The following is a 15019-nucleotide window of genomic DNA, read 5'->3' on the forward strand; positions in this document are numbered from 1 at the left end:
ATCTTTACCGCCCAGAGGGCGGCGTTACAGATAGGATTGATGGGGTTTCTAACAGTTACAAACTGCCTTTTTGCACCATTTTACTTACCTGAGTGCGGCATCCAGGGAAAACGCATCTTAATAGATCGACAGGCTGAAAGCCGACTGCTTTTGATTATCATTCTTATTTAAGAAATTAATTGAGTATTTTGGCTTAGAGATTTCAGGAGTTGTCTAAAGTACATTAATCAACTTTTTTGTCAATAACTTTTAGATGCGTTTTCCCTGTCCCCAACTCCAACTCAACCCGATCGCTCCGCTTGCTATATCCAGGCGATCGCAACTTAACTCTAAAATCTTCACCACAGCCAAATTGCGATCGCCATCTTCTTGACCAAGTTTTACCAACCATATCGAAATAGTCTCAGAAATTCTAACTGCTGAAGATTAAATTTTCCTTTTGCCCTTCTAGATAATTAAATTTTTCAGTATAGCGGCCTTTTGCCTTCTGCCTTCTGCTATAAATATGCGATCGCCCATCATAGTAGGTGGTGCGATCGCCACCCGCTAGCAGTACCATCAATTCAAGGCATCTGTTGAAAATCAACAAAAGTAAAGATGAGTAAAGCAATGTATACCTGTGTCACTTCCGCAGTTAAACTCATCACAAAAGACAAAAGGGGACTTCTAATAAGATGGATCGATCAGACACTCCCAGCCGAATTATTGAATATTTGCGGATCAAGCCAATTAGTCACAGCCAAATTTACACTTTCCAAATAGCTATTCCAGAATCCCAACGAGAGGAAATTCCTCAAGATCGGCGCGAAGCTCTCAGGAGAAGCCTGATTGAGCAAGGAAGCAACTTGATACCCCTGATTATTCGCCGCACTGAAGCCTACAGCAACGAAGAAGAATTTGAAGTTGTCTGCGGTGCAGATTGGTGTATCGTTGCTCGCGAACTCGGCATAGAGCATTTGTGGGCCTGGGTTTTTGAGATGACTGACGAAGAAGCCGCAATTGCTAAAGCCCAGATGGAACAATTAGTCGCTGCTCCTGCTGAGGGAACAATACAGATTAAGAGTTTGCTGCAACAACTTGAGGTATCATTTCAGGAGAAGGTAGAAAGTCTTACTAAGAAAATAGAACAATCTGTTAAGAAAAATGAAGACTTGCTTAAAAAGCAAGTTAAGGCTCTAGCAGAGCAAAATTCGGAAAATGGCGAAATAGAACAGATTAAAAATCTGCTGGTAAAAATTGAAAAAACATTTCACGAAAGGGTAGATAACTTGGCTAAGAAAATTGAACAACCCGGCAATACTTCTCCTTCCTCTATTGCTTCTGAAGTGAATCAGGAAGGTGCGATCGGACAGTTAGAAGCACTAGAAAAACTAATTGAGCGCAAGCTTGAGTGGACTGCTCAAGCAATTAATCAGTATGTTTTAGAAGCAATTAAAAGCGTTGAAAACGATCTAAAAATTCAAATAGAAGCGATCCGTAGCCAACTGCAAGCAACTCCCAAACCAGCATCAAAACCGAAGGCTGAGCCGGAGTCAAAACCCAAATCTAAGTCAAGAGCGCAGTCAAAAACCGAGGTCAAGTCTGAGCCAAAAACACAGCCAAAAACTCCCTCAAAGACACAGCCGCAGCCGCAACAGGATGATTACGAATCTCTTTCACTCAGAAAGCTCAAGGTCATTGGCAAAGAGCGGAAACTGCGCGGCTACGCACGCATGAAAAGACCTGAAATTCTGGCAGCCCTGCAAAAAGAGGAAGGCAAATAAATTTGTTAACATTTAACAGTTAACAGTTAGCGGTTAACAGTTAACAGTTAGCAGTTAACAGGGAATTAAAATGAGTAATCCTATCTATTCCGGCATCATTCTCAGCAACCGCTACCGTATTGTGCGGGAGTTGGGACACGGCGGCTTTGGACGCACCTATTTGTCTGAAGATACCTACAGATTTAATGAACTCTGCGTTTTAAAAGAATTTGCCCCCCAAGTGCAAGGTAGTTACGCTTTAGAAAAATCTCAGGAACTCTTCGAGCGGGAAGCAGGGGTTCTCTACAAGCTAGAACACCCTCAAATCCCGCGCTTCCGAGAGCTATTCCGGGTCACGCTCGATCGCCAGGGATACATATTTTTGGTGCAAGATTATGTAGAAGGGCAAAATTACCGCGTTCTACTAAGCGATCGCCAGCGTCAGGGGTTGCGGTTTAGTGAGGTAGAATGCACGTCTTTGCTGCTCAAACTGTTGCCCGTGCTCGATTATATTCACTCTCTAGGAGTGATTCACCGCGATATTTCTCCCGATAATCTGATCCTGCGGATTGCTGACGGTTTACCCGTCCTGATTGACTTTGGTGGCGTTAAGCAAGTGGCCGCAACGGTAGAGTCTCAATACGGCCAGCAACATGGTGCTGCGATCGCGGCCACGCGATTAGGTAAAGTCGGTTATGCTCCCGACGAACAGATGCAAATGGGAATTGTATTTCCTCACAGCGATTTATACGCACTGGCGGCGACGGTTTTGGTGTTGCTGACGGGTAAGGAACCCCAACAGCTCATCGATGGCTACACCCTTACCTGGAACTGGCGGCGGGAATGTTCGCTGTCGCCAACTTTGGGAGCAGTTTTGGATCGGATGCTAGCTCAGCGTCCAGGCGATCGCTACCAGAGAGCCGCAGACGTACTCCAGGCTCTCAGCGGTGGCCCCGTATCCCCTCCTCAACCTTATTTACCTGCAACTCAGCCGCCGCCAGAGCTCGCCGCGATCGCGCCACCAACTTCGCCGCCGTCTTCTTCCCCTGTTCCTCCAACTCCTCGGAAGTCCTCTCCCTTGCTAGCAGCAATGCTCGTATTGCTGGTGATGGCGGGAATGGGTGGAGTTGGTTGGTTTGCAGGTAACTACTGGTTAAAACACTCTACTCGTCCGCAGAAGATAGACCAAGAAGTGCGATCGGAACAGAACCGGCAAGATGCTTTGCGCGATCGCCTCGAAAAAATGACCATAGACGGCAACTTTTTTGTCACCTTTGTAGATCAGATTTTCTATGCTCAATATCCCGAATTAGGGGGAAAACCATTGAGCAAAGACGCAGCCGATCTAGTCTGGCGCGAACGTTGGTATCAGATCGCTGATAACTTACTCAATAAATTGGAAAACATCAGCGCAGAATCCCGCCAAAGATTGGGAAATTATGATATTTCCGATATCAACCGCTGGAAAGTTGAAGTTAATAAATTAAATTTAAGTAGCCGCGCTCTCTACGACCTCGCCGATGCTCAGTTCTTTTATTTGTTTCCAGAACAGCCACGCGATAGTAATTTAATCGATTTGCCTATTGGTCAGGTTTGGCAGGCAATTACTACAGATAAACTCAAAGCCTTGCAAGATGGAACTCAGCTAGAGGAAATTAAATTTTCCTCCAACTCTTCTAGTGAAAAAGTTAGCGATACCCTGCAACCTGGACAAGGAAAAGCCTACATTGCTCGATTTAAAAGAGGTCAAACTCTGCGGCTAAATCTGGAAGCTTCCCCTCAATCAACCCTGTTATCAATTTATACTCCTGGCAATCGGCAAAAATCGCGAGCTTTATTAGAAGATTCTCAAGAAGTAAGTTTTTCCGAGCGGCTAGAGGATTATGGTTACTATGAATTTGTAGTGGTTTCTCAGGCGCGTGAGTCCATTTCTTATGAGTTAAATTTGGTTACAGAATAAGGAGTTAACCGTTAACCGTTAACCGTTAACCGTTAACTAATTACTTTCAGCTCTTATTGGCAATACGATACCAAACTCCACGCCCCAATCTGTTTCCGAAACTACCTCTATTTTACCACAATGCTTAGCAACAATTTGATAAGCGATCGCCAAACCTAAACCCGTACCTTTACCTGGTGGCTTCGTAGTAAAAAACGGGTCAAACAATTTAGTTTGAATTTCCGCAGGAATCCCAGGGCCATTATTCCAAATTCCCACCCGAATCAGATCGCGCTCTATAATTTCCGTTTTAATAATAATAGTAGGCGAGAAGCTAGAAGTGACTGGTAATAAGCTTGTTTCATCTGTTTTTTCCGGCACCTTACTTGTAACTTCTTCTAGCACATCAATTGCATTAGTGAGGATATTAATAAACACCTGATTCAGTTGCGCCGGATAGCAATCAATTTCCGGCAAATCCCCATAATTATTAATCACTTCAATTTTTGAATTTAGCCGATAATTGAGAATTAACAGCGTACTATCAATCCCTTCGTGAATATTAACTCGTTTCATTTCCGCTTCGTCAAGGCGAGAGAAATTTCGCAAAGATACAACTATTTGCCGAATGCGCTCAGCACCATTCTGCATAGAACCTAATACTTTCGGCAAATCAATCAGCAAAAATTCAAGGTCTATCGCTTCAATTTTGTCTTGAATAGTTACAGTAGGTTCTGGATAATCTTTCTCATATAGTACCACTAATTCCATCAAGTCTTTGACGTAGCGATTGGTGTAGTTAAGATTGCCATAGATAAAATTTACGGGGTTATTAATTTCGTGGGCGACTCCTGCTACCATACTCCCTAAAGATGACATCTTCTCAGTCTGAATTAGTTGCGATTGAGTTTCTGTCAATTCTTTGATCTGGTTAGCTATTCTTTCAATAAGTTGATTTAGGGAACTTGCCAATAAACCAACTTCATCTTCAGTCAGAATCGGCGCGCGTAAGTTATAATTAGATTGCTCGGATGCACGTTGCGCTACTTGAGTCACCCATTTGATAGGAAGTGCAATTGCACGGCTAGTATAATAGGCTAAAATTGCAGCAAAAGCAGCAGAAAGAATCATACTCGCAACTGTAATTTGAATCCGCAGCGACTCAGCTTGATTAAAGGTGACTTTAGCTTGCGCCTCTTGGCTTTTAGCTTTAGCAATAACTTGAGTTAGTTCTTGATATAGTTGTTCAAATCTAATAGAGCCTACCCCATTTATAGAAATACGGAGTCGTTCCTGAGTTAGCTCTACTTCTGCGGGCGACATTTGCTGTGCATTGATTGTATCCAAGAGAGAATTTACTAGCTCGACATAAGATGCTAAAGTTATTTCGTAAGTTTTCAATAAAGCTTCAATTTCGACAGCATCTCGACCGTGATTTCTAATCTCGCCCTGGACTAAAGCGTTCAACTCCGACAGCAGGTTTTTACCCCTGAAAACACTTTCAGAAAAATTCTTAGTTTCCGATTCAACCCAAACTGCATTGTCCAACATAGATACTAACCGTTCCGAATGCGATCGCGCTATTAGCACTTCATTTTGCAGTTCGCTCAGGAGAGTTTGTTGCTGGTGGGTACGCTCTAGTTTTTCCTTCGCCTGTCGCTGGTAATAATCTCCGAGCGCAAGTCCTGCTCCGGTTCCGAGTACAGCAATTCCGATTGATACCGCATAACCGTAGCCAATTTTTTGGTTGATGCTCAAACTACTGAGGAATTGTGGGATTCTTTTTAAGAAATACACTGAGGAATGCCTCTTGGTTGATATCTGTGGCTGTTTGGATGCTGAACTGGTTTCTACCTTCTCAGTTGGGTAAGGCTTTTGAAGCTGCATAAGAAGAGATTAACTCCATTAAAAATAGTTGCATTCCACAGATAGTAGCCACAAGGTGGTAATGACTTCTTCTGTTAATCGGCTACTTTAAATATTGTGCTCCGATCAAATGCAGAGGCGGCTCTATCTTAAGTAAAATATTTTGGCTCTCTCTAGGCGTGGGCCTTTACATCATTTATTTATTTTTTATTAAGAATTACTCTTGTACAATAGTTTATAATATAATATAACTCATTTTTAACTACCATGCCTTCTGGGAAGCGATGCCCCACCAACGATCGCAACGGTCAAGGCGGTGAGGACATTATTAATTGCTGAAACCATTGCTTTTATTGCCTTCTACCTTCAGCATAGCCTTCAGCATAGCTGTCCTGCGACGAAGGACTTCTGCGATCGGGACTTCTGCTATATCGATCTTTATAGCCACAATTGCCCCAGATATCAAATATTTATTTTTTTAAATAATTTTAAAATTTGTGAAAATTTTTCAGAAAGGAGAGAGCGATCGCAAATTTTCCGCTGAGAGCCTTGCCAGAAGCAAAAATCTTAAATAATAATAAGAATATGTCAACCAGGTGAATTTACAGGTCAACAAAAGTCTATGCTGAAATTCGTCATTGTCGGTCTACTGGCTTTGGAGTTAATATTATTGGCTGCCTTTGCACTACCTCCAGCCAATGCGACTGTCAGTAACCCAGAAGTTTATACTTGGAACTTTGCCTATGTAGGCAGCAACCAACTTGTATGCAAGAAGGTTGTTATGCTTCCCGAAAACAGAGAGGTTCCCCCCTCATCCCCAATGCAAGCTGTAAATATCAAATCTAAAGTTGTGGACGACAGCTATTGTGCTAATGCCGCTAAGCCTCTTCTGCAAGGCAGTTAAGGGGATTATAGTTGTTTTCAGTGGGATGAGAACAAGGTAAGTAGTCGGACATAAATAAATGCTTATATAACTTGTAGGGTGGGCGCTCGCCGCCTCAATCTTGTCACGATTAGCTAATATGGTTTCGGCGAGCGCCCACCTTACGTTTATTCATGTCCGATTACTTAATTGCTAATTCCTAATTGCTAATTAAGAGCAGTACCTACCCAACTGAAAACCGCTACATTGAATTATTATCAACTCAAAAAATCAGTGAAATCATGAAAATCAGTTCAATCTGCGTTCAAGATTTCATCCTGATTTCATTTCTGTATGAAAAACTGTGTAGTGAGTAATAAACTCGCCTTATAAAAAATTAGCCAAACCGTTCGCTCTAACTGGCGATCGCTCAACACAGAAATCCTTATGCAGAATTCCTCCCCTCATCTTCCCCTCATCCCTCACTACTCAAGAGCATCTTTAATGATGCTATCTTCCCATAATTACCATCCGCAAGCACTATTCCGCTCATGTGCATGGGTAATTCTAAGCCTGGGTTTATTAACATTTCCTGCCACAGTTTTAGCTCACGCCGGACATGGAAATGAATTTCATCAAAGCGGAAGCGACGCTACTCAAATACCTGATTCAATTTCCGTAGATCCCCAAATATCAAAGCAACTAGGAATAAAAGTAGAACCAGTAAAAGCTCAGCGATTAGCTACTGGCATTAAAACTACAGGTCAAATTGAAACTTTACCCAATCAAAAAGTCAAAGTACAAGCACCCGTAGATGGAACATTAGTAGAGCTATTAGTTAAACCGGGCGATCGAGTATCTAAAGGTCAAATCCTTGCCGTTTTATCTAGTTCAGAATTAGCACAATTGCGCGTTGAATCGCTTTCAAAACGCGCAGAAGCAGAAGCAGATTTACAGCAGGCGAAAGCTGACTTAAAACTAGCCAAAGAAAACTACACTCGCCAAATAGAAATAGCCTCAGCCGAAATCGCCGAAGTAAAAATTCAATTAACCGCTGCTCAAAAACAATATAGCCAAGATCGAGAGTTAGTAGAAGCGCGATCTGTAGTTAAAGTTGCTACAGAAAATTATCAGCGCCAAATTGAGATTGCTAAGGCTGAAATAACACGAGCTGAAACAGAACTGGCAGTTGCTCGAGAACAGTACGATCGCGATCTAGAATTGGTAAATTCAGGAGCGATCGCGCGACGGCAAATGCTCGAATCGCGAGCTCACCTCGCAGAAGCTCAAGCTGCTGTTGCTAAGGCAAAAAGTCGCCCAGAAGTCATCCAAGCCGAAACCCAAATTAAACAAGCCGAAGTAGACCTTCCCCTGCGAGAATTGCGACAATCGCAAGGTAAAGTAGCGGAACTTAAAGCACAACTTATTAAAGTTCTGAGTCGCCGGGAAGTTTTAGAAGCTGAGAATCAACTCAAACGCGCTGAATCTGCTGTAGAAATTGCTCAATCGCGCATTCAACTCAGTAATTCGGCTTATGAAGCGCGACTCTACCAGTTAGGAACTATTGCTAACGATCGAGGACTGGTTACGGTAATTGCTCCGATTGACGGCATTGTTTCAGAGCGAGAAATCACTCTCGGAGAATCCGTGAAAGCTGCGGAAAAACCATTAATGACTTTATTAAATAATAGCGATGTTTTTGCCACAGCCAACATTTATGAAAAAGATTTAGATCTAGTTAAAGAGGGTCAAGAAGTAAGGGTGAAAGTTGCCAGTTTACCGAACCGCACTTTCATCGGAAAAATTGCAATAATTGGGTCAGCAGTAGAAGAAGAAACGCGCGCGGTATCGGTGCAAGCGGAATTGAATAATGCTGACGGCGTTTTGAAGCCGGGGCTGTTTGCTGAATTAGAGATATTAACTGACCAGACAGCAACAAATATTTTGGCTATTCCCAGCAGTGCTGTAGTTGATATTAATGGTAGAAAGACCGTTTATATTCAAAATGGTGATGTCTTTCAAGCTATTGAAGTCAAACTCGGTCAAATTTCGGGTGATTTGGTTGAAGTTAAGAGCGGTTTATTCGAGGGGGATTTAGTCGTAACGCAGCGGGCCCCTCAACTTTACGCTCAATCTTTGCGGAGCCCAGGTAAGCAATCAAAAGATGAAGAAAAAAAGGAATTAGCCTTAAATACAACAGCAACTAATCTTAATAGCTTTCTGCCGCCTTTATGGTTAGCAGGAGCAGCAGGAGGAGCAATATTTGGTACTGTCGCTTTTTCAGTTGGTGTTTTAGCGGGTCGCCGTCAGAGCGATCGCTCTTTGGAGAGGAGTAATTCAGATTACAACACAATTAATTATGAACCAGAGGCGAATCTCTACGATCGGAAACAGACTGTATTACCTCAATCAATTTTAATCATAAATCCCGAAGAAAATCGCCCACCAAACTCTTAAAAAATTGGTGGTTTATACAGAATACTTCTCATATAAATCCTCTTTCCCCTCTTCTCTTTTCCCTAGCCCCCTTTCCTCTAGTTTCTAGCTAAAAATTAAGATGCTGAGTAATATTATTCAATGGTCAATCGCCCGCCGCTGGCTAGTCATTCTGGCAGCAATTTTAGTTACATTTTGGATTTTTCGCACCATCATTCAAATGCCATTGGATGTTTTTCCTAACTTTGCACCTCCCCAAGTTGAAATTCAAACTGAAACCCCTGGACTTGCTCCTGAAGAAGTCGAATCCCTAGTAACTTTACCAATTGAAAGTGCAATTAATGGCACGCCAGGAGTAACAGTAGTACGCTCTTCAAGCGCAGCGGGAATTTCGGTTGTTAAAGTAATTTTTAACTGGGGAACTGATATCTATCAAGCTCGCCAATTAGTTACAGAGCGATTACAACAAGCTCAAAGCAAGCTACCTGAAGGAGTAGAAACGCCCCAAATTTCACCAATTAGTTCTCCTGTTGGCACTGTACTTCAATACGCCTTTACGTCTGAAACAACTTCTCTCATGGAAGTGCGGCGAATTATCGATTGGCAAGTAACAAATCGTCTTTTAGCTGTTCCCGGTGTTAGTCAGGTAGTCGCCTATGGCGGTGACATTCGCCAATATCAAGTATTAGTCGATCCCGTCAAACTCAGAGCATTTGATGTATCATTAAAAGACGTTACAGAAGCGGCGGCTGAGGCGAATGTAAATGCTCCAGGTGGCTATTTAATTACCTCAGATCGAGAAAAGTTAATTAGAGGAATTGGGCGAATCGAATCTATTGAAGATTTAGAGGGAGCGGTAATTACTGCTCGTCACGGAATACCTATTAAGATCGGAGATGTTGCTGAGGTCAAATTTGGTGCAGAGCTCAAAAGAGGAGATGGCAGCTTTAACGGTCAAAAGGCAATTATTGTAATGATTAATAAACAGCCTCTTACCGATACTCCTACTGTCACTCGTGCAATTGAAGCAGCAATGGAAGAGCTGAAAATAGGTTTGCCTAAAGATATTAAAGTAACTGCTACATTTCGCCAAGAAAACTATATTGATTCCTCCATTGAAAATGTTAGACAAGCTTTAGTTGAAGGCAGTATTATTGTTGCCATTATCCTCATTCCTTTTTTAATGAATTGGCGCAATCTTGCAGTTTGTCTAACTGCTCTTCCTTTATCTTTACTACTAGGAGTCTTGGCACTTAATTGGTTGGGACAGGGTTTAAATACTATGACTTTAGGAGGGTTAGCAGTAGCAATTGGTTCTGCTGTTGATGATGCAATCGTAGATGCAGAAAATGTGTATCGTTGTTTACGAGAAAACAAATACTCTTCCCACCCCCGTCCAGTTTTAGAAGTTGTATTTGAAGGCTGCCAAGAGGTACGCGATTCGGTATTTGGAGCCACTATAATTACCATAGTTGTCTTTTCCCCAATTTTTGCTTTGGCTGGTGTAGAAGGGAGTATTTTTATCCCGATGGGAATTGGCTATTTAGTAGCAGTTTTAGCTTCTAGCGTAACAGCACTGACGGTGACTCCAGCTTTATGTGCGCTCTTATTACCTCACGGCCACTTGCCAGAAAGGGAACCTTGGGTAGCGAGATTTTTCAAGAGGTTTTATCATCCCCTATTAAGATTTTCAATTCGCCGTTCGGGAATTATTTTATCACTAACTGCTGCAAGTTTAGTGGCTGCATTTGTAATTGTTCCCTCATTAGGACGAGTATTTTTACCAGAGTTTCAGGAGCAAACTTTAGTCAATACCATATTACTATATCCAGGTGTATCTTTAGAAACTACTAATAGCGCAGGCGCAGCAATTCAAGATGCACTTAAAGACGATCCTAGATTTCCTTACGTACAGTTAAGATCGGGACGTGCGCCTGGAGATGGTGATGCAGGGGGAGTTAATTTGGGGCATTTAGATATAGAGTTAAGCGATGAAGGGATGAAAGATCGCGAACAAACTCTGGAAAAACTGCGAGAGGAATTTAATAAATTACCAGGAGTAGCACCAAATATTGGGGGGTTTATTTCGCACCGCATGGATGAGGTTTTGTCGGGGGTAAGGAGTGCAATTGCACTGAAAATTTTCGGCCCAGATTTAGAACAACTCCGTACTATTGGGGGACAAGTAAATAATGTGATGAAAACCGTTGAAGGGATTGTAGATTTACAACTTGAACCCCAAGTCCCAATCGAACAAATTCAAATTAATTTTAACCGCGCAGCAGCTAGTCGATATGGTTTAACCATAGGAAAGCTTTCTGAAATTATTGAAACTGCGCTTAACGGACGAGTCGTGTCCGAAGTCTTAGAGAAACAACAAACCTTTGACATTGTTGTATGGTTAAAACCAGAAGCGCGTCAAAACTTAGACACAATTAGGAATTTATTAATTGATACTCCTTCTGGTAATAAAATTCCTCTAGCTCAAGTTGCTACAATTGACAGCGGTACGGGCCCTAACACTATTAATCGCGAGAATGTTTCTCGCCTAATTGTTGTAGCAGCTAATGCAAAGGGGAGAGATTTGCGCTCTGTTGTGAATGAAATTCGAGAGAAAGTTAAGCAACAGGTGCAAATTCCTGCTGGTTACTATATCCAGTATGCTGGTCAATTTGAAGCCGAAGAAAGAGCGACGCAAAACATTTTAATTTCTAGTGCGATCGCTTTTGTCGCGATCGCGATAATTATGTATCTTTCTGTCAAATCTATCCCTTCAACTGTGATGATTATGATTAATTTGCCCTTAGCATTAGTCGGAGGTGCGATCGCAGTAGCTTTGACTGGAGGAGTTATTTCTATCGCCTCTCTAGTTGGTTTTATTACTTTGTTTGGAGTAGCTACTCGTAATGGGTTGCTGTTGGTCGATAATTACAATACTAAATTTGCCGAAGGTATGCCTTTAAAAGAAATATTAATTAAAGGTTCTATGGAAAGGCTGAATGCAATTTTGATGACAGCTTTTACCTCGGCTCTAGGGTTAGCGCCCCTGGTAGTTGAGGGGGGCCCTGGCAAAGAAATTTTGCAACCACTATCGGTTGTAGTATTGGGGGGCTTGTTTACTTCTACCGCTTTAACCCTGCTAGTGTTACCAGCCTTGTACGCTAAGTTTGGGAAGTTCTTATTTACTAAAAAAAATCCAGAGTTTGTTGACAATGGAAGAAGAATTGACCTTGAAAAGGTATACTGATTGTTGATTACTTAAGAAGTTTTTCCACATTACCAATTACCTAAAAAGGAGTAAAACAGATGAAATCGCTTAAATCCAGCTTGGTTATTTTCGGGACTGTCGGATTGTTGTTTTTGGGAGCTTGCAATAAAGGCGAGCAAGCAAGCGATCAAAATAGCAGCCCAGCACCCTCTCCTGTCGCCTCTCCATCTGCATCTCCAGCTCCCAGTGCTGCCCCTGCGGCTACTGTTAAAACCGATCACCCTAAAGAATCTAAAGGGGGTCAAGTTGTCGAGTCTGGAGCTTACCACTTAGAGTTTCTAACTGAGAAAGAAGATACAGGAACTCAGTTAGAGCTTTATGTACAAAAAGGTGACAATCACCAACCAGTCCCTAACGCAAAAGTGACGGCTCAAGTCCAATTACCGAACGGAAAACAGCAAACCTTAGCCTTAAAGTACGATGCTGATGATAAATATTATACTGTTTTATTCCCTGTCAAAGCAGCCGGTCAGTATCCAGTCAAAGTAACTGCGAATATTAATGGAGAAAAAGTGAACGGTCGTTTTAACTTCGATCAATAGTCAGCTTATTTCCAAGATAGACGCTAGATTATTGGTGTCTATCTTGAAAATTTCATCTAGATTTCATTTGGGAATGCAACATTAAGTTAAGTGGCTGAGATGAGGTGTTAGTGTTATGATGAATTGGTCGCGATGTGTGAGAAAAAACGATGATACAACCAGTTATTTTAGAAAAATTAGAACAACTCCCTATCCTATTAAGTAATTTAAGATAAAACAGGTTTTCCTCTACCAACTTAGCGGGTTTTAAACAAAAACTAAAATCACTAATTAATTCTATGAGAGTCCTTCTAGTTGAAGATGAGCCAGATTTAGGGACAGCTATCAAACGCACCTTAAATCAGGAAAAATATATTGTTGACTGGGCACAAAATGGTAATGAAGCTTGGGAATATCTAGAAAGTCAATGGACGCAATACACCCTCGCTATTTTCGATTGGCTTCTACCGGGATTATCAGGATTAGAATTGTGTCAGCGGCTGCGTGCTAAAAATAACCCTTTGCCTGTCTTAATGTTAACAGCTAGAGACCGAATGGAAGATAAAGTCGCTGGCTTAGATGCAGGAGCAGATGACTATTTAGTAAAGCCTTTTGGCATGGCAGAACTCTTAGCAAGATTGCGGGCATTGCAGCGACGCTCTCCTCAATTACAACCCGAACAATTGACAGTTGCAAACCTGACTCTTGACTACGGAACGCGAACGGTTTATCATCTCAATCAGAAAGGCGAAAAGCAGATAATCTCATTAACTAATAAGGAATTTCAACTACTAGAATATTTGATGAGACATCCCAATCAAATTGTTACTAGCGATCGGATTAGAAATCAGATATGGGAGGCAGATGCAGACGCATTTAGCAATGTTGTAGCAGCTCAAATGCGTTTGCTGCGGCGCAAACTAGAATCAGTTGGTTGTGCGGCGAATCTAATCGGAACCGTACACGGTGTAGGATACCGCCTGAATCTAGGGCTATGAATCAAAATAAACTATTTAATCAGACTCGGTGGCGATTAGCTCTCTCAATTGCTGGAGTTATGGGCTTGATTTTGAGCTTGTTAGGATTTGGTGTTTATAAAGCAATTGCCCATGCTCATTGGGTAGCTTTAGACCGCGAATTAGAATCTGTAGCGGGGACGCTACACGACAGCCTAGAACTCAAATTGAAACAACCTGGACGCTTAGAGTCGATTGTATCTGAACTTTTACCTAATCTTCGCCTAATTGGGGTTAATAGTATTCAAAAGGGGAGTGTATCTAACCGCCACATTTTAAGCGCGATTCATCAAGGTTATTATTATATACGTTTATTTGATACTTCCGGTAATTTAATTGCGATTGCAGGGACGGATTTCGACCAATTACCCCAAACATTTAACTCTCAAACTTGGCAAACTATAACTGATAGTAAAGGCAACATCTATCATCAAATTTCAGTATCGCTGCATACTCAAAACCAGCAAGATTGGGGATATTTTCAAGTAGGAAGGAGTCTTCAAGACTTCAACGATTATCTCAGTACAGTTAAGTGGGTTCTACAATTAGGGTTGCCCACAGCCTTAATCTTGGTAGGAGTTGCTAGTTGGTGGTTAGCCGGATTAGCAATGAAACCTATTTACCAATCCTACCAACAAATTCAACAGTTTACAGCCGATGCTGCCCACGAATTGAGAACGCCTTTAGCGGCAACTTTAGCTACAGTAGAATCAGCACTTTTGTTGCCTAAATTAGATGAAAAAGAGGCGCGAGAGATGTTGCTAACAGTAGAGCGTCAAAACCAGCGATTGACTCAGTTAGTTGTTGATTTATTGTTGCTAGCTCGTATGGACAGACAATCTGTATCAGTGCGCCACCAGTTATGTTGTATTAACGATATTGTTAGCGACTTAGTAGAGGAATTAGCCGTGTTAGCAATTGCTGCTAAAGTAATACTAACATCGGAAGTTCGAGTGCATCAGCCGTTGAATGTTGTAGGTGATTCTGACCAACTTTATCGCTTAGTTTCTAATTTAATTATTAATGCTATTCAATATACGCCGCCGAAGGGCAAAGTAACTGTGATTGTAGAGAAAAGTGACCATTTAGTTATAATTCATGTTCAAGATACAGGTATTGGGATTCCCGTAGCCGATCGCAAGCGAATTTTTGACCGTTTCTATCGAGTCAATATTTCGCGCGATCGCGACACTGGCGGATCGGGATTGGGGTTGGCGATCGCGCAAGCCATAGCCTTAGCACATCGCGGTAGTCTAAGCGTGGAGAGTCAATTGGGTACAGGTAGCACTTTCACCCTACGATTACCCTTACGAGTTGGACATAATTAAACGTAGGGTGGGCGCTCGCCGACAACGATCTTCTGCTATAA

At 42.0% G+C, this 15019-nt stretch carries 11 protein-coding genes; 8 read left to right on the forward strand and 3 right to left on the reverse strand.

Annotated elements, in window-relative coordinates; genetic code table 11:
* Nucleotides 1-223 precede the first annotated feature (223 nt).
* Nucleotides 224-391, reverse strand: a complete 168-nt coding sequence (locus PN499_RS15050) for a hypothetical protein (RefSeq protein WP_272032803.1) — start codon at nucleotides 389-391, stop codon at nucleotides 224-226.
* Nucleotides 392-412: 21 nt separating this feature from the next.
* On the reverse strand, nucleotides 413-610 hold the full coding sequence (locus tag PN499_RS15055) for a hypothetical protein (RefSeq protein WP_272032804.1): 198 nt from the start codon (nucleotides 608-610) through the stop codon (nucleotides 413-415).
* A 64-nt stretch (nucleotides 611-674) separates the two neighbouring features.
* On the opposite strand from PN499_RS15055, the gene PN499_RS15060 reads away from it, so the two are divergent.
* Both PN499_RS15060 and PN499_RS15065 read left to right on the forward strand, forming a co-directional pair.
* Nucleotides 675-1763, forward strand: a complete 1089-nt coding sequence (locus PN499_RS15060; RefSeq protein WP_272032805.1) for a Rho termination factor (modular protein) — start codon at nucleotides 675-677, stop codon at nucleotides 1761-1763.
* A 70-nt stretch (nucleotides 1764-1833) separates the two neighbouring features.
* Nucleotides 1834-3702, forward strand: a complete 1869-nt coding sequence (locus tag PN499_RS15065; protein WP_272032806.1) for a protein kinase domain-containing protein — start codon at nucleotides 1834-1836, stop codon at nucleotides 3700-3702.
* 36 nt (nucleotides 3703-3738) lie between these two features.
* On the opposite strand, the gene PN499_RS15070 is transcribed toward PN499_RS15065, so the two are convergent.
* A complete protein-coding gene (locus PN499_RS15070) occupies nucleotides 3739-5568 on the reverse strand; it encodes a sensor histidine kinase (RefSeq protein WP_272032807.1) in 1830 nt (609 codons plus the stop codon).
* 601 nt (nucleotides 5569-6169) lie between these two features.
* Between PN499_RS15070 and PN499_RS15075 the strand changes: the two genes are divergently transcribed.
* The 6 genes from PN499_RS15075 (at nucleotide 6170) to rppB (ending at nucleotide 14978) form a co-directional block, all read left to right on the forward strand.
* Nucleotides 6170-6451 carry a hypothetical protein gene (locus tag PN499_RS15075; protein WP_272032808.1) on the forward strand — a complete coding sequence of 94 codons (282 nt, stop codon included), beginning with the start codon at nucleotides 6170-6172 and terminating at the stop codon, nucleotides 6449-6451.
* Between the two features lie 462 nt (nucleotides 6452-6913).
* Nucleotides 6914-8866 carry an efflux RND transporter periplasmic adaptor subunit gene (locus tag PN499_RS15080; protein ID WP_417063880.1) on the forward strand — a complete coding sequence of 651 codons (1953 nt, stop codon included), beginning with the start codon at nucleotides 6914-6916 and terminating at the stop codon, nucleotides 8864-8866.
* Nucleotides 8867-8966: 100 nt separating this feature from the next.
* Nucleotides 8967-12092, forward strand: a complete 3126-nt coding sequence (locus tag PN499_RS15085; RefSeq protein ID WP_272032810.1) for an efflux RND transporter permease subunit — start codon at nucleotides 8967-8969, stop codon at nucleotides 12090-12092.
* A 59-nt stretch (nucleotides 12093-12151) separates the two neighbouring features.
* Nucleotides 12152-12655 (forward strand): hypothetical protein, encoded by a 504-nt coding sequence (locus PN499_RS15090; RefSeq protein WP_272032812.1) that lies wholly within the window; start codon nucleotides 12152-12154, stop codon nucleotides 12653-12655.
* 278 nt (nucleotides 12656-12933) lie between these two features.
* Nucleotides 12934-13632: a two-component system response regulator RppA gene (gene rppA, locus PN499_RS15095; RefSeq protein ID WP_272032813.1), complete on the forward strand. Its 699-nt coding sequence runs from the start codon at nucleotides 12934-12936 to the stop codon at nucleotides 13630-13632.
* Nucleotides 13629-14978 (forward strand): two-component system sensor histidine kinase RppB, encoded by a 1350-nt coding sequence (gene rppB / locus PN499_RS15100; RefSeq protein WP_272032814.1) that lies wholly within the window; start codon nucleotides 13629-13631, stop codon nucleotides 14976-14978. The genes rppA and rppB overlap by 4 nt, the downstream gene beginning before the upstream one ends.
* Nucleotides 14979-15019: the final 41 nt, after the last annotated feature.

It is taken from the genome of Kamptonema animale CS-326 (assembly GCF_028330895.1).
Lineage (GTDB): Bacteria > Cyanobacteriota > Cyanobacteriia > Cyanobacteriales > Microcoleaceae > Kamptonema > Kamptonema formosum.

Coding starts and splice junctions, on each gene's coding strand:
- PN499_RS15050 (WP_272032803.1), bottom strand. CDS start 391: ATGGTTGGTAAAACTTGGTCAAGAAGATGGCGATCGCAATTTGGCTGT.
- PN499_RS15080 (WP_417063880.1), top strand. CDS start 6,914: ATGATGCTATCTTCCCATAATTACCATCCGCAAGCACTATTCCGCTCA.
- PN499_RS15065 (WP_272032806.1), top strand. CDS start 1,834: ATGAGTAATCCTATCTATTCCGGCATCATTCTCAGCAACCGCTACCGT.
- rppB (WP_272032814.1), top strand. CDS start 13,629: ATGAATCAAAATAAACTATTTAATCAGACTCGGTGGCGATTAGCTCTC.
- PN499_RS15075 (WP_272032808.1), top strand. CDS start 6,170: ATGCTGAAATTCGTCATTGTCGGTCTACTGGCTTTGGAGTTAATATTA.
- PN499_RS15060 (WP_272032805.1), top strand. CDS start 675: ATGGATCGATCAGACACTCCCAGCCGAATTATTGAATATTTGCGGATC.
- PN499_RS15085 (WP_272032810.1), top strand. CDS start 8,967: ATGCTGAGTAATATTATTCAATGGTCAATCGCCCGCCGCTGGCTAGTC.
- PN499_RS15090 (WP_272032812.1), top strand. CDS start 12,152: ATGAAATCGCTTAAATCCAGCTTGGTTATTTTCGGGACTGTCGGATTG.
- PN499_RS15070 (WP_272032807.1), bottom strand. CDS start 5,568: ATGCAGCTTCAAAAGCCTTACCCAACTGAGAAGGTAGAAACCAGTTCA.
- rppA (WP_272032813.1), top strand. CDS start 12,934: ATGAGAGTCCTTCTAGTTGAAGATGAGCCAGATTTAGGGACAGCTATC.